Consider the following 19,323-nt stretch of genomic DNA (forward strand, 5'->3'; position numbering starts at 1 on the left):
CTAGGAGAGGGTACCTCAGCCTTTGACCGCTCCTCGGGTGACTCCTTCCATGACCCAGCGCTGAGCGAAGACGTAGACGAGGATCGCCGGGGCCATCGCCATCAGGTACGAGGCGAACGGGACCGAGTAGTCGTCGGTGAACTGCGACTGGTAGATGCTCTGCAGGACGGGGAGGGTTTGCAATGCCGGGTCGGAGATAATCAGCGACGGCATCATGAAGTCGTTCCAGGAGGCGAGGAACGCGAAGATCCCGACCGTTGCGCTCATCGGGGCCAGGAGCGGGAAGACGAGTCGCCAGAACGTCTGCCAGGTCGAGGCTCCGTCGATCCGGGCGCTCTCCTCGAGTTCGGGCGGGATCGAGCGCAGGAACGCCGTGAACAGCAGCGTGCTGAAGCTCAGTTGGAACATCGTTGCCAGGATCATCACGCCGACGGGGTTGTCGAGTCCGAGTATCCCGGTGAGCCTGATCTGCGGCAGGGCGACGACGGGGAACGGGATGAACATCGCACCGAGGAGGTAGAAGAAAGACCAGCGGAAAAGCCGGCGATCCCAGTTTCGGGCGATCGCGTAGGAGGCGAACGACGAGAGCAGGATTGTCGCCGTCACCACGACGGCGGTGGTCACGGCGGACACGGCCAGCCCGCGGGGAAAGCCGACGAGGCTCCAGGCCTGTACGAACGCGTCCAGGCTCACCGGATCGGGCAGGGCGAAGGCCTGCCGGGGGTCGGTGGCCTGCTCCTTGGTCTTCAGGCTGATGGCGATCGTTGCGTACAGCGGGATCAGGACGGAGAGGCTGCACAGGGCGAGAAGGACCGTGGTGGTCCAGTCAAATCGCCGCCGCGAGTGGAGACGGCGGGGAGCGGAGGTGGCGGGAGACGACATCAGAGCACGGTCCTTCCCCGCGTGAGCGAGAGTTGCAAGAGGGAGACGAGAACGGTGAAGGCCAAAAAGATTGTCGCGTTCGCCATTTGATAGGCGTAGTCGCCGCTCGTGAACCCCGTGATGACGGTCATCGCGATGCTGCGGGTCGAGGTGCCCGGCCCGCCGTTGGTGAGGCCGACGATGATGTCGTAGGAGTTGAGGAAATTCTTGAAGCCGAGGATCACGTTGATGGCGACGTAGCTCGACATCAGCGGGAGCGTGATGCGCAGGAGCCGCTGACCGCGTCGCGCGCCGTCGAGTGCCGCGGCTTCGTACACGTCGCCAGGAACAGCGAGCAGACCGGCGATGTAGACGAGCATGATTCCGGGGACGGCCTGCCAGGCCGTGACGATCACCAGCGCGATCCAGGCCAGGTCCGGGTTCGTCAGCACGGTCGTCGCGAGCGGTTCGATCCCGAGAGCCGACGCGATGGCGGGGACGGAGTAGGAAAAGAGGAAGTTGAAAACGTAGGCGATGATGATGCCCGAGATCACCATCGGCATGACGAAGACGGCCCGCAGGGTGGAGGTCGCCGCGATCCGCGAGGTCATGCCGAGCGCGAGGAGGAAGGCGATCACGTTCACCAGGAGCACGGTGACCACGGCGAAGCCGATGGTGAAGGCGTAGCTTTGCAGGATCGCCGGATCGGAGAACGCCGCCTCGTAGTTCGTGATCCCGATGAACTGCCAATCGCCGAAGCCGAGGGAGTCGGTGAAGCTGAAGAAAATCCCCGTGACCGCGGGAACGGTCACGGCCAGCGTGAACAGGATGAGCGCGGGCAGCAGCAGCAGGTAGTGGATCCGCTCCGCTGGGCGCCGACTCCGGCGCACGGGGGCCGGGGGAAGGCTGGTCGATGCGGTCATGACGTCAGGACCTCTCTTGTCGTGCCGGTCGCTGGCGTCGGGCCAATCGGGCCCAGTCCGCATCGACCGTGCGCATCACCGTCGCGGGATCGGCGCCCAGGACGACCGACTGCAGGTAGTTCTCGAAGGGGATGGTGCGGGGTACCTGCTGCGAGGCGCCCTGATAGATGCGCCCGCTCTGGTAATAGGGCGCCATCTCGATGATCCGCGCGTCGGTCGGCGGCGCCGCCTCGACGGTGGTGCCGAAGCCGAGCTGGGACGCGTTGTAGCGGTCGAGCAGCTGCTGCTCGAAAAGGAAGGACAGGAACTGGCGGGCGGCCTGTTGGTGCGGCGAGACCTCGGGAATCCACGCGGCGAGGTCGAGATTCACGCGGACGCGCAGATCGGCGGGATTCTCCGTCACCGGGAGAGGGAAGGTCCCAAGCTCCACGTCGCGATCGATCACCGAGATCGGACCGAAGGCCCACGGGCCCTGGAGGTACATCGCCGCCTCACCCCGAGCCATCGCCGCATTGCCGTCGGCGTAGATGCGCCCGGCAGCATCGTCATTGACGAAGGTGCGGGTCAGCTCGAGCATCTTCTCGAGGACCGGCGTCATGGTGCTCTCGAAGGAGACGGCCGAGGACCTCTCGACCGCAGAGCCCTCCGCCTTCACCGCGTTGAAGAACGAATTCGTGTCGACGAGTCCGCCGGAGGTGACGTCGAACCAGCCTTGCCCGATGGTCCACGGGTCCTTGAAGGTGCCGAAGAAGGGCGTGATTCCTGCCGACGCGAACACCTCGCAGACATGGAGGAGCTCGGAGTGGGTCTGCGGCACCGCCAGCCCGTGCTCGGCGAAGAGACGTCGGTTGTAGATCACCGCCCCCGCCATTACTGAGAAGGGGAGCACGCTGGTTCGGCCCGGGTAGGTGGCGTACTGGTCGACGAGCGCCTGCACCTCGGGGCGGATGCGACCCGCCTCGGGAAGGTCCGACAGGTCGGAGAGGGCGCCGCGTTCCAGGAAGCGCGCGACCTCCATGTTGTAGCTGTGCAGCGCGATGTCGGGCGGGTTCCCTCGGACGAAGCCCGCCTGCAGCGACGACGTGTTGTCCATGGTCACGATCACGTCGCTCTGCGAGGCATTGAAGGTGGCGACCGCTTCGCGGAAGAACGGGAACGCCTCGGCTTTGCTGATGAAGAAGCGGACCGGTTCGCGTCCGCCGCTGGCCGCGCAGCCGGAAAGCAGCGTCACAGTGGCCGCTCCTGCGAGAGCTCCGCGCAGGAGCTGACGTCGGTGTAGGTGTGGAGACATTCGTTGTCCCTCTCGTCGGTCGCCGACTCCTTCGCTGGAGTGGCGTGAATGGAGTATGGAAGACGAATGGACCGGTCAAAAAAAGTGGCGCGAAATGGTAGACAGTGCCGTGGCCGCTATGTTTGGACCGGTCAACCTTTGTCAGGAGAGCGTATGTCGCACCCGCACCGTCCTGGAGAGCAGCCGCTCTCCGCCGACCTCGTCACCGTCCTTGCCGCTCCGTGCGTCGGACTGTCCGACGCCGCAGGGGTGATTGATCCCACCGGCGCCTCCGGGCTGTACGACGGCGATCTTCGCCTTCTCTCGTCCTGGCGGCTCGTCTGCGACGGCGGTGAGGTGGCCCCAGCGGGTACGGCGCTCGTGGAGGCGTCGTCGGCCGTGTTCCAGTGCGTCGTCAGGGGAGTCGGGGATCCCGAGCCGCACGCCACTGTTGGCACCACGCTCGTGCGCACCGCACATCGCGACGGGTTCGTCGACCGCGTCCTCGTCAGCAACGGTGGCCGCACCCGGGTACGTCCGACGATTGCGGTGCATCTCGGCTCCGACCTGGCGAGCCTCGCCCTGGTCCGCTCGGGGCAGCGCATCCCCGAGCTCCTGTCCGTACCACGCGGCGACCGGGAGCTGACGTGGTCGAAGAAGGGCGCCGGTGCCGTCGTCGAGGCCTCACCGGCGCCCGCCGTGCTCGTTCCCGGCCGGATGGCGTGGACGCTCGATCTTCCTCCCGGCGCCTCTGAAGAGCTGACGCTCCGGGTACGCTCGAGCGCCCAGCCTGCCGCACCGCGCGACGAACCGGCCCGATTTCCGCTGGCTATCAGCTACTCCGACTCGCTTTGGCAGCGCCACATCGAGCGGAGCATTTCGGACCTCGACGCATTGCGGATGTCTGTCGACGGGGACGAGGTGCTCGCGGCGGGAGCGCCGTGGTACCTCGCCCTGTTCGGACGCGACTCGATCTGGGCCGCGCGACTGTGCCTACCGTTCGACCCCGATCTGGCCCTGTCGACGTTGCGCGTCCTGGCACGGCACCAGGGGCGCATTGAGGACGCGCGAACCGGTGAGTTGCCCGGGAAGATCCTGCACGAGCGACGGGAGGTGGATGGCGATGGCCGAGCGTCCATCTCGTTCGCGAGTTCGGACGCGACGCCGCTCTGGATCCTGCTTCTGGTCGAAGCGCTGGACGCGGGTGTGCCTCGCGCTGCGCTGAGCGATCTGCTCCCCGCTCTGACCAGGGCGACCGAGTGGCTGGCCCACCGAATCGAGCGCGACCGCTTTCTTTTCTACGACGAGATCCCGGGCATCGGCGCGGTGCACCAGGCCTGGAAGGACTCCACTGACAGCGTTTTTGACAGCGACGGACGCGACCTCGCCTTCCCCGTTGCACTGGTCGAGCTCCAGGGCTACGCTCACGCGGCCCTGGCGGCCGCCGCGCGCCTCTACCGCGTTTTCGCGCTTGACGGCGCGGGACGTCTGGACCATCTCGCCGCCGACCTGCGGGCCGACTTCGACGCCGACTTCTGGGTTCAGCACGCCCGCTGGGGCCGGATCCCCGCGCTGGCACTGAACGCGGACGGCCGGTGCGCCGACGTCCTCGCCTCGAACATCGGTCACCTGCTCGGCACCGGCGTGCTCGACTCCGACGGGGAGCGGCGGGTCGTCGACCTGCTGATGTCGACCGATCTCGCCACTCCGCTCGGCCTGCGCACGCTCGCCGCCTCGGAAGTGCGCTACAGCCCGTTCTCGTATCACAACGGCTCGGTCTGGCCGCACGACGTGGGGATCATCGTCCGGGGACTTCTGGGCAGCGGGTTCCGCGCGGAGGCGGTCGAACTCGCCAGCCGGATCGTCGAGACGTCGCGGCACTTCGACGGACGCCTCCCGGAGGTGTGGGGCGGCGACACACTCGGCAGATCCGATCGGCCGGTGAACTACCCCACGGCGTGCCGGCCGCAGGCCTGGTCCGCGGCGACCGCCCTCGCCTGCCTGGCCGCGGTTGCGAGCCCGTACGTCGATCCGGTCGAGGGCACGTGGCAGGTGCGTCCGATCGCGGCGTTCGCGGGAGGGGGCGTGGTCATCGCGAGGACGTGAGCGGGCTGAGCGGGTGCCGTCGCGGGGCAAGCGTTGGCCTCGTGACGCACCAAGAAGCGCGGTTCCACGAACACGGGGCCGATAAAAGTGCCCCCCGGAAAGGGGGCGAGCGGCGTCCCGGCCGTCTTCTTCGCGGCGAGCTAGCATCTCGATGCGCCTGCTGAAGCGCAAAAGGACTCAGGGGGCGCTATGACCGGACCCGGATTCGTGGTAATCGACTTCGAGACCACGGGTGTGCGTCCGGAGCGGGGAGATCGCATCATCGAGGTGGCCGTGGTTCATCTCGATGCGGAGGGGCGATTCGAGGCCGCGTTCGAGACTCTGCTCAATCCGGACCGCGATCTCGGCGCGCAGGCAATCCACGGGATTTCGGCGCGCGAGATCCTCGACGCGCCGTCGTTCGCGGCAATTGCCGCCGATTTGCTCGCACATCTCGACGGGCGGGTAGTCGTCGCGCACAATGCGAGCTTCGAGCGCCGGTTTCTGGCGGCGGAGCTGACCCGGCTCGGCGTTCAGACAACGCTGACGAGCGAAATGGTGCTGTGCACGATGCAGCTCGCGCGCGAGTTCCTGCCCGGCGGCGGACGGTCGCTCGCAAGTTGCTGCGAGATGTTCGACATCCCGCTGGAGAATGCCCACCGTGCGGTCATTGATGCCAAGGCGACTGGGCGCCTCCTCGCCGAATACATTGCCGTCTCTGGGGGTCGTGATCGCTGGGATGCCCATCTGAAAGAGGCTCTCGCCTACGGCTGGCCGCCCGTCCCCCGCAGGCGCACGCTTTGGATGCCTCGTCCGGACTCTGTTCCGGCCCCCGCGTCTTTCCTTGATCGCGTTGTGCAGCGAATGCCTGACCATTCTGGCCCGGCTGAGCACACCGAATACCTCGCCCTTCTTGACCGCTGCCTACTCGACCGCGTCCTGTCGGCGCACGAAGAGCAGGAGCTCGTCAGCACGGCCGACGCACTCGGAATCGGACGGGCGGTCGTCCGGGTTCTCCATGACCGCTACTTCGATGACCTGACCGCCATCGCGTGGTCGGATGGTGTACTCGCCGACGATGAGCTCATGGATCTCGCGATGGTTGCTGACCTCCTCGGCATCGATCACGAGCGGCTGGTCGCCGCAACAGAGCCGCGGAACGCGGTGGATCGGCCGGAGCCAGTCGTGGATCGCTTCTCGCTCAATGCGGGAGACCTCGTCGTCCTGACCGGGGAGATGGGTCGGACGCGCCAGGAGTGGACGACGATCCTCATGGAGCACGGCGTGATCGCGCACCCCGGTGTGACGAGGAAGGTCAAGCTGGTCGTCGCCGCTGATCCGGATTCCCTGTCTGGGAAGGCGAGGAAAGCCCGCGACTATGGGATCACTGTCGTCAACGAGGACGGTCTCATCGCCCTCCTGGGATTATGAGCACCGTCCTGATCACCGGGGCGTCCTCCGGTATCGGACTCGCGTTCGCACGCGCCTTTGCCCGCCGCGGGTTCGTCCTCGTCCTCGTCGCCCGAGGCAAGGGGCGGCTCCTGGAGGCGGCTGCCGGTTTGCGCGCGCTCGGTGCCCCGAGAGTCGAGGTCCTGCCCGCCGACCTCGGCGACCGCGAGCAGGTCGAGCGCGTGCGTGCGCGGCTCGTCGATCCCGAGCGGCCGGTGCGGGTGCTCGTCAATAACGCTGGTTTCGGGATCGACGGCACCTTCGCGCACCCGGACGTCGCCGCGCAGGACCACGCGTTCGAGGTCATGCTGCGCTCGGTCGCCGTGCTCTCGGGTGCGGCGGCGGAGGCGATGACCAGACGGGGACGGGGCGCGATCCTCACCGTGTCGAGCGTCGCGGGCTTCGTGCATCTCGGCCCCTACTCGGCCGTGAAGGCCTGGACGACCTCGTTCGCCCAGTCGCTCGCCGTGGAGTTGCGGGGCACCGGGGTCCGCTCGGCCGTACTCTGCCCTGGCTGGGTGCGCACCGATTTCCACGAGCGGGCCGGAATGGACACCTCCTCGATCCCCGCCCTGCTCTGGCTCGACGCCGATGCCGTGGTGGAGGAGTTCCTTCTCGACGTCGCACGCGGCCGGGTGGTCTCGGTTCCGTCCTGGCGGTTCGGAGTGCCGATGGCCGTCGTGCGGCACCTGCCCGGATCCTTGGTGCGGCGGCTCTCGGCGGTGGTGCTCGCGCGCCGCTGACGTCGAACGCTGCCGGCGCGCAGGGAAGGTGCGGCTGAGGCGAGCCTTTCCCGGCGCTCCTGACTGCCGCGTTCCGTACACTTGACGCTCGTGGTTGCCGATCAGATCCATCTCGTGCGGCACGGCGAGGTATTCAACCCCGACCGGGTCCTCTACGGGCGACTCCCGAACTTCCGGCTCTCGGATCTCGGGCACCGGATGGCCCGCTCTGCAGCCGACAACCTCCTCGAGCGCAGGCGGCACGTCACCGTCCTGATCGCCTCGCCGCTCCAGCGCACCCAGGAGTCGGCTCAGCCGATTTCGCAGGCGTTCGAGCTCGAGATTCGCACCGACGAGCGCGTGATCGAGCCGAGCAACCACTTCGAGGGCACGTCTCTCGCCGCCCGCAACTCCGCCCTGCGGAACCCCAAGCACTGGCCGTGGCTCCGCAACCCGTTCGAGCCCAGCTGGGGCGAGCCCTACCTCGCCATCTCGGCGCGGATGTACGCCGCGATCGAGTCGGCGTGGGAGAAGACCGCGCGGGGTGACGCCGCCATCGTCAGCCACCAGCTCCCGATCTGGACCGCGCACCGCGCCCTCGCGGGCGAGCGCCTGTTCCACGATCCGCGCAAGCGCCGCTGCGCTCTTTCCAGCATCACCACGCTCGAGCGGCGGGGCGACGGCTTTGTCGAGGTCGGCTACTCTGACCCCGCCGCCGACCTGCAGGGGCTGGCCACCGACGTCGGAGCCGTGTGATGCGCCGCCCTCACCCTGCCGTCGCCCTCACTCTGCTGGCCGCGCTAGCGCTCACGGGCTGCACCGAGGATCCGCTCGCCGACCAGTACCGCACCGGCAGCAATAAGGGCTACATCTCGGGGGACGGCACGGTCACCGAGATCAGGAGTGACGAGCGCGACGATCCGATCGTCTTCTCGGGGATGGATGAGAATGGCGTCGCCATCGACTCCGCCGCCCTGGTCGGGCAGGTCGTCGTCATCAACTTCTGGTATGCCAGCTGCGCTCCCTGCCGCGCCGAGGCCGCCGACCTCGAGAAGGTGCACTCCGAATTCGCCGACAAGGGCGTCTCCTTTGTCGGTGTCAACGTGCGCGACCAGGCGCCCACTGCTGCGGCCTTCGCCGAGACGTTCGGACTTGGCTACCGCTCGATCGTCGACACCGACTCGTCGGTGCAGCTCGCCTTTACCGGTACGGTTCCGCCGAATGCCGTGCCCACCACGCTCGTTCTCGACAAACAGGGTCGCGTCGCGTCGCGCATCCTCGGCCAGCTACAGGAGGCGTCCATCCTCTCGACCCTTGTCGGCGACACGCTCGCCGAGGGGGAGTAGCGGCGTGGGCGAGATCGTCATCAGCGGTCAACTCCTCCTCGCGGTGCCGATCGCGCTGCTGGCGGGGCTCGTGTCGTTCGCGTCGCCCTGCATACTCCCGCTGGTGCCCGGCTACCTCGCCTATGTCGGCGGATTCACCGACGCGACCGAGCGTGCCGTGCGGGGCCGCCGCCGGATTGTGCTCGGAGTGCTGCTGTTCGTGCTTGGGTTCTCGCTGGTGTTCGTGCTCTACGGAGCGGCGGCCGGTACCGTCGGTTTCTGGCTGCGTCAGTACACGGACGTCATTACGCGGGTGCTCGGCGTCGTCGTGATCGCAATGGGACTCGTCTTCGTCGGTCAGTTCTCGTTCTTGCAGCGCACACTTCGCCCCGGCCTCCGTCCCGCCACCGGCCTGATCGGCGCCCCTCTCCTCGGCATCGTCTTCGGCGTGGGCTGGACTCCCTGCCTCGGACCGACTCTGAGCTCGATCCTCGCCCTCAGTTACGGTGTCGGCTCGCCTTGGCGCGGCGCAGTGCTCGCGTTGGTCTACTGCCTCGGACTCGGCATCCCGTTCCTCCTCGTCGCCTTCGGCTTCAGCTGGGTGACCGGCACTCTCGCGGTGGTGAAGCGTCACATTCGCACGGTGAACATCGCCGGTGGAGTCGCCCTCGTCCTGATCGGAGTCTTGATGGTCACGGGCATCTGGAACACGCTCGTCTATGGATCCCTCTCGGCGGTGATCAATGGCTTCCAGCCGGCGCTCTGAGCCAGGGGAAAGCACGCGCCGCCCGGACGAGGCGACGCAGGAGAAGACCGACGCGTCCTTCCGCCCGGCCGACCACTACGACTCCGACGGCTCACTCACGCAGCCCGCGCTCGGGTTCACCGGTTGGCTGCGCTGGATCTGGCGCCAGATCACCAGCATGCGCACCGCGCTGTTCCTGCTGCTCCTGCTCGCCATCGCGGCCGTGCCCGGCTCGCTCGTACCGCAGCGCTCCTCCGACCCCAACGGAGTAACGCAGTACTTCATCGACAACCCGGATCTCGCGCCCCTGCTCGATAAGGTCCAGGCGTTCGATACCTACACCTCGGCCTGGTTCTCGAGCATCTACCTGCTGCTGTTCATCTCGCTGATCGGCTGCATCATCCCGCGCACTCGCCATCACTTCCAGGCGATGCGCTCGCGTCCGCCGCGCACGCCTGCGCGCCTGCAGCGCCTCGCCGGCTACACCGTGCGCGAGGTGGAGGGTGCCTCGGAGCAAGAGGCCGTCGCCTCCGCCCACGCCGTGCTGCGCCGCGCCGGCTACCGGGTCGAGCGGTACGACGACCCGCGCGGGCGCTGGTCGAGCGTTTCTGCCGAGCGCGGCTACCTCCGTGAGACGGGCAACCTGGTGTTCCACTCGGCGCTGGTGGGCATTCTCGTGGCCGTCGGAGTCGGCGGGGGATTCGGATACAGCGGCCAGCGCGTGTTGGTCGAGGGTTCGCAGGGCTTTGCGAACAACCTCGCGGCCTACGATTCCTTCAACCCGGGCCGCTTCTTCGATACCAGTCAGCTCGACCCTTATCAGCTGACGCTTGACGGCCTTGATGTGAAGTACGAGGAGCAGAATCAGTCGGCGCTCGGCCAACCTGTCGACTTCACCGCGCATGTCACGACGACCGAGCGCGGCGGCGGCTCCGAGGCCCGCACCATCAAGGTCAACGACCCGCTCGCGATCGGCGGGACGAACGTCTACCTGCTCGGCAACGGCTACGCGCCAACGATCACGGTGCGCGACCCCTCCGGCACAGCGATCTTCACCGACTCCGTCCCGTTCCTTCCGCAGGATGCCAACCTCACCTCGGTCGGCGTCATCAAGGTGCCGGACGGGCTCTCGGAGCAACTCGGGCTGACCGGGTTCTTCTATCCGACGCAGGACGAGCTCCCCTCCGGCGCCTCGACCTCGATCTTCCCCGACGTGCAGTACCCGGTGCTTTCGCTCAACGTCTTCGCGGGCGACCTCGGGCTCGACGGCGGAGTGCCCACCTCCGTTTACGTGCTCAATACCGACTCGCTGACCCGGCTCACCGGCGGGAGCACGGGGGTTGCGCCGATCAGCCTCAAGCCCGGCGATACGGCCGAGCTGCCGAACGGGCTCGGCAGTGTGACTTTCGAGAACGTGGGAGCGGATCCGACACGCATCGGGACCGATAGCGTGAAGCGCTTTGCCTCGTTCGATATCCACCACGATGCGACCCAGGGCTGGGTGCTGCTGTTCGCGATTCTGGTGTTGGCGGGCCTGCTCACCTCGCTGTTCGTGCCGCGCCGGCGCGTCTGGCTGAAGGCGGCGGCGCAGGAGGACGGCGGACTGCTGCTCGAGTACGCGGGGCTCGCCCGCGGCGAGGACCCGCAGCTCGTGCGAGCCGTGCGGGCGGTCGCGGACCGGCACGCTCCGCTCGACTGACTGCGGCCGCCCGCCGCGCCTCTCGCGAAATGTCGCGAGATGCGCCTTTTCGGACACGTGCGACCCCGAATCTCGCGAGATGCGGGGAGACAGTCGAGATCGTCCGCCGCGGCACCGCATCTCGTCCGTTCGTGCGCATCTCGCGACATTTCGGGGAAGAAGCGGGGAAGAAGCGGGGGAGGGGCGGGGAAGAAGCGGGGGGGGGGGGGGGGGGGGGGGGGAGGGCGGGGAGCGATTAGCCTAGGGAGGTGATCGCGATCCTTTCGCAGTACTCGGTGCTGTGCCTCTCCTCCGCTATGGGTGTGTACGCGCTGGCGTTCGTTTTCTTCGCGATCGACCTCGCCCGCCGCGCTTCTTTGGCCGATGGTGAGTCGATCGAGGTTGTGCAGGAGGCGGAGCGCGTCGCCTCCGCTGCTGCGGCTGATCGCGCCGCGAACGGCAGGGCCACCGTCGCCACCGTCGGCGGGGGACGCACCGCAACTCTCTCGCGCCTCGGCAGCCGCGTCGAGGACGAGGTGTACGCCGCCCCCGCTCGCTCGACGGCGATACGCATCGGCTTCTCGCTCACGCTCCTCGCGTTCGTGCTCCACGTCGCCGCGACCATCCTGCGAGGCGTTGCCGCCGGCCGCGTCCCCTGGGCGAACATGTACGAGTTCTCGATGACAGGGACGCTGATTATCATCGGCGTTTTCCTCGCCGTGCAGCTGCGCTGGGACCTCCGCTTCCTCGGTGCGTTCATCACCGGTCTCGTCCTGGTGCTGCTCGGAGTCGCGACCGTCAACTACTACGTTGCCGTCGTCCCGCTCCCGCCGGCACTGCAGTCGTACTGGCTCGTCATCCACGTGCTCGTCGCGATCCTCGGCACTGCCTTTTTTGCCCTCGGCTTCGCGCTCTCGGTCACTCAACTACTCCAGGCGCAGAGGGAGAGTGTCGGAGACAGCCCCCGCTCCGTCCTTCGCTTCCTCCGCACACTCCCGGGTTCGCTTACCCTCGAGAATCTCGCCTATCGCGTCACGATCATCGGTTTCATCCTCTGGACCTTCACTCTGATCGCTGGCGCCGTCTGGGCCGAAAAGGCCTGGGGCCGCTACTGGGGCTGGGACACCAAGGAGGTCTGGACCTTCATCATCTGGACCATCTACGCCGGCTATATTCACGCCCGCGCTACCCGCGGTTGGCGCGGCGCCCCCTCCGCCTGGCTCGCCATCGTCGGCTTCGCGGCCGTCATGTTCAACTTCGGCGTCGTCAATGTGTTCTTCAAGGGGCTCCACGCCTACTCCGGCCTCGACACCGGCATGTGATCGGCGGGCCCTGGTGGGGCCGCTCGCGGCGTTGTCGGCGACGACCATAGCGGCGCTATGGCCGTCGCCTCCGCCTTGCGATCGACCCCACCAGGGCCCGCCGATCCGCTCCCAGCAGTTGCGGGAGCACGGGCGCTGCGCTTCGCGGGTGCAGTGGAGGGGTGGCCCGGGTGAGCGAGAAGGGTGCGGAGGGCATCTGGGTCGCCTGAGGTGTACGTAACCGAGGTGGGAAAAGCGCAGGAGGGGCGTTCAGGGGCATACCGTGCCGCTCAACCTCGGTTGCGCACGCGAAGGGCGTCAGTGCGGGGTGATCACGTCGATCAGGTGGGGCGCGAAGGGGGCCTCGAGTGCGAGGATGACGCGGGTGCGAGCGTTCTCGGGGTGGACGCCGCGGTAGATGCCGCGCAGGTCCGAGATGGTCTGGCCGCGACCGGGACCCGAGCCGGCATCGACCTCGACGTGCACGCGCGGTGCGGAGGCGAGACCCACCGCGTCCACGGCGACCGCGGCGGCCATCGGATCGTGCATGGCCGCCGTGCGCTCGCCGAGGTGGCCAACGTGGAAGTCGAAGTAGTGGTCCAGCGCCTGCCCGATGGCCTGCAACAGCGGGTCGGACGAGTCGAGCAGCACCGCCCGGTGCTCCTCCGTCATGAGGTGGCGCATCGTGACATCGAGGGGGACGAGAGTGAGGTCCCAGTCGGCGGCGATGACGTCGGCGGCTGCGGCGGGATCATGCCAGATATTCGCTTCTGAGACGGCGGTGATATTGCCCGGGACGAGGGCGGCTCCGCCCATGACGGTGACCGAGTGCAGCAGCGACGGGAGCTCGGGGTGCTTGCGCAGCGCGAGCGCCAGGTTGGTGAGCGGTCCGACAGCGACCAGGCGTAGCTCACCCTCGTGTTCTCGGGCGAGGCGGAGGAGCAGGTCGGCCGGATCCTCATCGACCGGCGCACCGCCCGCGGGCAACTCGACACCGCCGATACCGTTGTCCCCGTGCACCTGCGGCGAGCCGCCGACGTAGTCCTCCTCGAGGAAGTGGTGCGCCCCGACGGCGACCGGGACGTCGCTCCGCCCGGCCAAGGCGAGCAGCCCGAGACTGTTGGCAGCCGCTTGGCGCGCGTCGGTGTTCCCGCTGACGGTGCTGATGCCGACGAGGCGAGCGCGTGGCGACCGGAGCAGGTACGCCAGGGCGAGCGCATCGTCGATGCCGGTGTCGCAGTCGAGGAAGACGGGAACGGTCGATGCAGTCATAGGACTCCGATATCACAAGCGCGGGCAGAGGTATGGGTCCCTGTCATTCGTGCCAGGAGCCTCGTCCCGGCGGCAGTCCCACGGAGGCGAGCAGACCCGGGAAGAGGCGGTCGATCGCCGCGTCGCGGCGGCTGATGCGCCGGCGAGTTCCCAGTGCCTCGGTGTGCATCAGGCCCGACTCCCGCAGCACCTTGAAGTGGTGGGACATCGTGCTCTTGCCCACGCCGAGATCCAGGTCGCCACAGAAGAGCGGCCCGTCCGTGGCGATCCGCCGCAGGACGTCCCGGCGAACGTCGTCTGCCAGGGCGACCAGCACCCGGCCGACCTCGATCTGGTCGGGCATGGGGTGCACGAGAACTACTGAAACCACGGGGTGCCTTCCTCCGACTTCCAGGGTAGCCCCGCGCGCAGGCGAGCAATTCTTGACTTTCTCCGGTGCGTGTAGTTCGATGATTGTCGAACTTAGTCGAGGAGGTGCCGCCATGCTCTCAATGCGCAGAGGTCAGGCGTATGGGCGCGGCGTCTCCGAAATCCGCGTCCGACTATTCGCGTTCTGCACGCTTTTCGTCATCGGTACCGACACGTTTCTCACGGCGCCACTGCTCCCCCTGCTTCAGGAGCACTTTCACGTCGATGTAGGACGCTCCGGCTGGCTGGTGTCGGCGTACGCGCTCGGCTACGCCCTTCTCGCACTGATCTCAGGGCCGATCTCCGACCGGCTCGACCGGCGCACAGTTCTCCTCATCGGAGTGGTCGCCTTCACCGTCTTTACCGCAGCGTGTGGTGTGACATGGGATTTCTGGTCGTTGTGTGTCGCGAGGTTCCTGGCCGGCGTGGCGGCGGCTTTCGTGACCCCGCAGATCTGGGCGTCCATTCCGGTGCTTGTTCCGAGGGCTGCGATCGTCAGGACGATGGGTGCTGCAACCGCCGGTCTCGCGATCGCTCAGGTGGCGGGAATCCCGCTCGGGTCATTCCTCTCGGCGGCCGGGTGGAGGCTGCCCTTCTTCGCGATCGCCGCGCTCGGCGTCCTGCTCTGGTTGCTCCTGTACCGAGTCTTTCCTTCGGTGCCTCCGACGCATGCTCCCTCCTCGGGCCTGTTCGCGCCGTATCGCGTCGTCATGACATCGCGCCCGCTGCTCCTCTCGCTCGTCGGCTACCTCGTCTTCCAAACCGGAAACTTCACGGCACTCTCCTTCATTGGCTCCTGGTTTGCCCGTGACTACGGAGCTAGCCAGATGCTGATTGCCGGAACGATGGTCCTCGTGGGCCTCGGCAACGCCACCGGTTCGCTCGTCGGTCCGCGTCTCGTCACGAGGCTCGGGCGTCGCCCGTCCCTGATCGTCGGAGTTGTGGCGCTGGGGTGCGCCTATCTCGGTGCCGGGCTCGCCAGTTCGTTGTGGGCCGCCGCCCTCGTTCTGGCGCTTGCAATGGTCGTCGCCGGTTTCCTGTTTCCCGTTCTGATGACGCAGCTTCAGAGTCACGTCGATGGTGCTCGGGGGACGGTGAGTGCCCTCTCGAACTCTGCGATGTACATCGGAGTGACCGTCGGCGGTGTCGTCGGAGGGCCGCTACTCGCCGGTTCCCCCGGGTTCGTGGGCGTCGGGTTGTTCGCCGCCGCTACCTTCGTGCTCGCGCTGGCGGCGTACGCGCTGAGCGGGGAGTTTCGTCGCAGTCCGAAGGCGGATGAGTAGCTGGAGTCGGCGGCAGCGCGCGCCTCAGAGCAGCACGTAGGTGTCGCGGAGTCGGGCCCGCCACCAGGCGAGCCGCTCTGACGAGACGGCGTGGCGCGCGAGCAGCTCCTCCGAGACGGTCACGCGGCCGACCGGGATCGACCCGTCGACCGGGCGCAGCGGTTGTTCCGTGACGTCCTCGGCGAGGAGGGACGCGGTGCCGAGTCCGCAGTCGTAGGGCAGGTCGGGGAGGGCCGCGGCAAGCGTGGCGCCCATCGCGAGTCCGACGGAACTGTCGAGTGCGCTGGAGACGACCGCGGGGAGGCCGGCTTCGGCCACGAGAGCGAGAGCGCGGCGGGCGCCGCCAAGCGGCTGCGCTTTGATCACAAGAAGATCGGCCGCGCCGGCCCGGGCGACGGCGAGCGGATCGGCGGCCTTGCGCACGCTCTCGTCCGCGGCGATCGGGATACCCATGTACGCGACCCGGCGACGCAGTTCGGCCAGGTCATCCACCTCCGCGCAGGGCTGCTCGACGTACTCGAGGTCGACGACGGCGAGCGCGTGCACGGCGTGCTCGGCCTCGTCGAGGTTCCAGCCACCGTTGGCGTCGATGCGGATCCGTCCCTCGGGCCCCAGCACGCGCCGCACCTCGGCGGCGCGCGCCACATCGTCCGCCAGGGTCTGGCCGCGCTCGGCGACTTTCACCTTGGCTGTGCGGCAGCCGTGATAGCTCGCGAGCACGGCCGCGACCTCGTCGGGGGCGACGGCCGGGACGGTGGCGTTCACGGGGATCCGCTCGCGCAGGGCTGTGGGCTGCTCGTTCCAGCCGTAGTCGATGGAGGCACGCAGCCAGGCCGCCGCCTCCGGGGCGCTGTACTCGAGGAACGGCGAGAACTCGGTCCAGCCCTCGGGCCCGCGCACGAGCGCGATTTCGCGGTGGTCGACGCCACGGAATCGGGTGCGCAGCGGCAGGGAGACGACGCGAAGTCCCGCATCGAGCTCGCGGAGGGAGGGGAGCGGGGAGGCGGGCACGTCATCGTCCATTCGGCCATTGTCCCCCCACGGTGGCGGCGATCGGGCGCGCCGAGGCACGGGACTCACGGAGATGTAAGACTAACCAGGTTGTCACGCAAAGCGGAGGAGTGCGATGAGCCAGGTCCCTACGAGTCCGCCGCCGTCGATGCCGCCCGCTCCGGGCCCGACGCAGGGCTCGATTCCCTCGCATCGCCCGCTCGGGAGGGGAAGCTGGATCGCGCTGGGCACGAGCGTCGTCGTCGGACTGGTCTACACCGGTGTCCTCGGCACGTTTCTCGCGCTCGGCGTCGGCACGGCGTTCGACGCCGCTCCTCAGGACATCCCCACCGCGGCTCCGGGCGATCCCACCGATGATCCCTTCGGCAGCGGTCACCCGTCCGATCCGCTCTACGACTACCCCGGCTACCAGGACGGCGATGCCGAGTTGGTGCTTGGTCAGGCCTCGGCCGAGAAGGTGCGGCAGACCTCCGAGGTTGCCGTCGCTGCCGTCGAGGCCGCGCTGCTCTCGGGCTGGACCTCGGCCGACGACGAGTATTACGAGCAGTCTGAAAACGCGTATGGTGGCCCGTCACTTCTCTACGACTACGTCTCGGCGACCGAGTACGCGGCGGGCGACGTGACGACCGGGACGGACAAGCAGGAAGCGGTCGACCACTTCACGGCGGCGCTTGCTCCGCTCGGCTTCGACGAGATCGACGTCGCGCGGACTCCCGCGCAGTGGTCCGAGCAGGGTTACGAGCTTGAGGGCAATCTGTCGGCGGAGGAGGCGTCGGCGACCCTGTGGATCGTGACCGCCCGCTCCTCCATCGACAAGGTACCCGCAATCGAACTCGGACTCGCGGACCTCGACGCGGACAAGAGCGGGCGGGTGACCTCGATGCTCGAGGACTTCGGCCTCTCGCCAGATCCACAGGGTGCTTTTCTCGCGGGTTACGCCAATGGCCTGCTCGCGGAGGGCGACCGCGACGAATTCATCGACCGGATGAAGAAGTACGGCGGCGTCCGGACGTCATAACACCGCGTCGGTCGTGACCCGCGCGGTACAGGGCGCACGTTGCCTCCGCAAGCCCGAGCCGCCGGATCGGGTGGCACCTACCGTGAAGGCATGGCGGAACCCCGAGCGACCCGGCCCCTGCGCGACTACGCCGCGATCGGCGACGGGCGCACGGTCGCTCTGATCGCGAGGGACGGCAGCGTCGACTGGCTACCCGTTCCGGACCTCAGCTCGACGCCCGCGTTCGCCGCGCTTCTCGACGCCGAGTCCGGGGGCTGCATCGAGCTTGCTCCCGACGAGCCCGCGGAGGTGATGCGGGCCTACGTGCGCGACACCAATGTGCTCGAGACCACCTTCACCACCGAGTCGGGGACCGTTCGCGTCACCGATGCGCTTGTCACCGGGATCGCCGGTCGGCTCCCGTGGGCCGAGTTGGCCCGCCGGATCGACGGCGTCGACGGCACGGTGCGGATGCGGTGGGCGGTCCGCCCAGGCACCGGTCTCGGCACCTTCTCCCCGTGGATTCAGAACGCCGACGGCCGCTCCCTCATCCGCGCTGGCGACATCACGATCGGTGTCACCGGTGAGGAGCATGGGCCGGACGGCGACGATGCCCCCTCCGGCGCCGGCGATGAACTCACCGGATCGTTCGTGGTCACGTCCGGGAAGGACGCCGTCCGGCACGTTCTGGTCATCTCGGCTACGCATGACGAGCCCCTGCATTTCCCAGTCGCGAAAAATGTCGACCGCGGCATCGACCGCACCATTCGCAGTTGGCAGGCGTGGTCGGAGGAGTTCTCCTACGACGGTCCGTGGGCCCGGGCGGTGCAACGCAGCGCCCTCGCGCTCAAGCTCCTGATCTATTCGCCCACGGGCGCGATTGCCGCGGCCGCGACCACGTCGCTCCCGGAGTCGCCGAACGGCGGCAAGAACTGGGATTACCGCTTCGCCTGGGTGCGCGACGCTGCCTACACGATGCACGCGCTGGTGCGTTTCGGCCTGCGCGAGGAGACGCATGCGGCGCTCTCGTGGCTCCTCCGCACGATCAAGGCGCACGGACCGGACCTCCATATCTTCTACGGGCTCGACTGCTCTGCGCCGCCCGCGCTGACGGAGTACGACGTTCCGGGCTATGCGGGGATCGGCCCCGTAGTCGCCGGCAATGGTGCGCAGAGCCAGCTCCAGCTCGGCGTCTTCGGCGACCTCTTCGACATCTGCCGCATCTACGTCGACGAGGGGAATGTCCTCGACATCCAGACGGGCCGGTTGCTGGCCCGGGTGGCCGATACGACCTGCGACCTCTGGCGCAACCGCGACGCCGGGATGTGGGAACTGGAGGAGGAACAGCACTACACCTCCTCCAAGATGGGCTGTTGGCAGGCGCTGGACGCGGCGGTGCACCTGGCCGAGGCGGGCCAGGTGGCGGGTAGCCCCGACCGCTGGCGTTTCGAGCGTGACCGCATTCGCGACTGGATCGAGGAGCACTGCTGGGCTGAGGACCTCGGCTCGTACGTGATGTACCCGGGCAGCGAAGAGCTGGACGCCTCGGTGCTGCTCCACGCTCCGAGTGGATACGAGCGCGGCGAGCGGATGATCTCGACGATCGACGCCCTGGTCGGCGAACTCGGCCGTGGGGCTCTGATGTTCCGCTACTCCGGTATGGAAGGCGAGGAGCACCCGTTCGTCGCCTGCTCGTTCTGGCTGGCCTCCGCGCTGGCCTGCGTCGGCCGACATGACGAGTCGGTCGCGCTAATGGACGAGTTGGTCGCGACGGTGCCGAACGATGTCGGCATCATGTCCGAGATGGTCGCCGTGGACGACCTCGCCTTCTGGGGCAATCTGCCCCAGGGTCTCAGCCATCTCGCGCTCATCAACGCGGCGATCACCATTGAGGAGCTGGCGCCGGAGAAGGTCGGTCGCGCGTAACCCCGCATGCGGTACCGACGCAACCCATTGAGGGGCGGCCCGGGGGAGCGTAAACCGGATACCACGC

17 protein-coding genes are annotated in these 19,323 nt (G+C 68.0%); 11 read left to right on the forward strand and 6 right to left on the reverse strand.

Annotated elements, in window-relative coordinates:
• Positions 1-15: 15 nt before the first annotated feature.
• From B0H03_RS01025 to B0H03_RS01035, 3 genes are read right to left on the reverse strand one after another with little or no spacing between them, the layout of a single operon-like run.
• Positions 16-882, reverse strand: coding sequence for a carbohydrate ABC transporter permease (locus B0H03_RS01025; RefSeq protein WP_104266280.1), 867 nt, complete (start codon positions 880-882; stop codon positions 16-18).
• Entirely contained in the window at positions 882-1,784 is a 903-nt protein-coding gene (locus tag B0H03_RS01030) for a carbohydrate ABC transporter permease (RefSeq protein ID WP_104266281.1), read from the reverse strand. The genes B0H03_RS01025 and B0H03_RS01030 overlap by 1 nt, the downstream gene beginning before the upstream one ends.
• 4 nt (positions 1,785-1,788) lie before the next feature.
• A complete protein-coding gene (locus B0H03_RS01035; protein ID WP_241560475.1) occupies positions 1,789-3,015 on the reverse strand; it encodes an ABC transporter substrate-binding protein in 1,227 nt (408 codons plus the stop codon).
• A 213-nt stretch (positions 3,016-3,228) separates the two neighbouring features.
• Here B0H03_RS01035 and B0H03_RS01040 point away from each other — a divergent pair, with 213 nt between their 5' ends.
• From B0H03_RS01040 to ccsB, 8 genes are all read left to right on the forward strand, one after another.
• Positions 3,229-5,160, forward strand: a complete 1,932-nt coding sequence (locus tag B0H03_RS01040) for a glycogen debranching N-terminal domain-containing protein (RefSeq protein WP_160487196.1) — start codon at positions 3,229-3,231, stop codon at positions 5,158-5,160.
• A gap of 189 nt (positions 5,161-5,349) precedes the next feature.
• Complete coding sequence (locus B0H03_RS01045) at positions 5,350-6,570, forward strand: exonuclease domain-containing protein (RefSeq protein ID WP_104266284.1); 1,221 nt, start codon at positions 5,350-5,352, stop codon at positions 6,568-6,570.
• Positions 6,567-7,331: an SDR family NAD(P)-dependent oxidoreductase gene (locus B0H03_RS01050; RefSeq protein ID WP_104266285.1), complete on the forward strand. Its 765-nt coding sequence runs from the start codon at positions 6,567-6,569 to the stop codon at positions 7,329-7,331. Before B0H03_RS01045 ends, B0H03_RS01050 begins: the two co-directional genes overlap by 4 nt.
• A 90-nt stretch (positions 7,332-7,421) precedes the next feature.
• Entirely contained in the window at positions 7,422-8,066 is a 645-nt protein-coding gene (locus tag B0H03_RS01055) for a histidine phosphatase family protein (protein WP_104266286.1), read from the forward strand.
• Positions 8,066-8,656, forward strand: a complete 591-nt coding sequence (locus B0H03_RS01060; protein WP_104266287.1) for a TlpA family protein disulfide reductase — start codon at positions 8,066-8,068, stop codon at positions 8,654-8,656. The genes B0H03_RS01055 and B0H03_RS01060 overlap by 1 nt, the downstream gene beginning before the upstream one ends.
• Positions 8,657-8,660: 4 nt before the next feature.
• Complete coding sequence (locus B0H03_RS01065) at positions 8,661-9,401, forward strand: cytochrome c biogenesis CcdA family protein (protein ID WP_104266288.1); 741 nt, start codon at positions 8,661-8,663, stop codon at positions 9,399-9,401.
• Positions 9,379-11,079, forward strand: coding sequence for a cytochrome c biogenesis protein ResB (gene resB / locus B0H03_RS01070; RefSeq protein ID WP_104266289.1), 1,701 nt, complete (start codon positions 9,379-9,381; stop codon positions 11,077-11,079). The genes B0H03_RS01065 and resB overlap by 23 nt, the downstream gene beginning before the upstream one ends.
• 296 nt (positions 11,080-11,375) lie before the next feature.
• Complete coding sequence (ccsB, locus tag B0H03_RS01075) at positions 11,376-12,380, forward strand: c-type cytochrome biogenesis protein CcsB (RefSeq protein ID WP_104266305.1); 1,005 nt, start codon at positions 11,376-11,378, stop codon at positions 12,378-12,380.
• A 297-nt stretch (positions 12,381-12,677) separates the two neighbouring features.
• Here ccsB and B0H03_RS01080 read toward each other — a convergent pair whose 3' ends face one another.
• Together B0H03_RS01080 and B0H03_RS01085 are read right to left on the reverse strand one after the other, a co-directional pair.
• On the reverse strand, positions 12,678-13,631 hold the full coding sequence (locus B0H03_RS01080; protein WP_104266293.1) for a nucleoside hydrolase: 954 nt from the start codon (positions 13,629-13,631) through the stop codon (positions 12,678-12,680).
• 43 nt (positions 13,632-13,674) lie between these two features.
• Complete coding sequence (locus tag B0H03_RS01085) at positions 13,675-13,974, reverse strand: ArsR/SmtB family transcription factor (RefSeq protein ID WP_104266306.1); 300 nt, start codon at positions 13,972-13,974, stop codon at positions 13,675-13,677.
• Positions 13,975-14,113: 139 nt separating this feature from the next.
• On the opposite strand from B0H03_RS01085, the gene B0H03_RS01090 reads away from it, so the two are divergent.
• Positions 14,114-15,322, forward strand: a complete 1,209-nt coding sequence (locus tag B0H03_RS01090) for an MFS transporter (protein WP_237399263.1) — start codon at positions 14,114-14,116, stop codon at positions 15,320-15,322.
• A 24-nt stretch (positions 15,323-15,346) separates the two neighbouring features.
• Here B0H03_RS01090 and B0H03_RS01095 read toward each other — a convergent pair whose 3' ends face one another.
• Positions 15,347-16,345 (reverse strand): o-succinylbenzoate synthase, encoded by a 999-nt coding sequence (locus B0H03_RS01095; protein WP_104266294.1) that lies wholly within the window; start codon positions 16,343-16,345, stop codon positions 15,347-15,349.
• Between the two features lie 103 nt (positions 16,346-16,448).
• Here B0H03_RS01095 and B0H03_RS01100 point away from each other — a divergent pair, with 103 nt between their 5' ends.
• On the forward strand, positions 16,449-17,351 hold the full coding sequence (locus tag B0H03_RS01100; protein WP_104266295.1) for a hypothetical protein: 903 nt from the start codon (positions 16,449-16,451) through the stop codon (positions 17,349-17,351).
• A gap of 90 nt (positions 17,352-17,441) precedes the next feature.
• Complete coding sequence (locus B0H03_RS01105; protein WP_104266296.1) at positions 17,442-19,256, forward strand: glycoside hydrolase family 15 protein; 1,815 nt, start codon at positions 17,442-17,444, stop codon at positions 19,254-19,256.
• Positions 19,257-19,323 lie beyond the last annotated feature (67 nt).

Origin of the sequence: Rathayibacter iranicus NCPPB 2253 = VKM Ac-1602 (assembly GCF_003149025.1) — a bacterium.
GTDB classification, from domain to species: Bacteria; Actinomycetota; Actinomycetes; order Actinomycetales; family Microbacteriaceae; genus Rathayibacter; species Rathayibacter iranicus.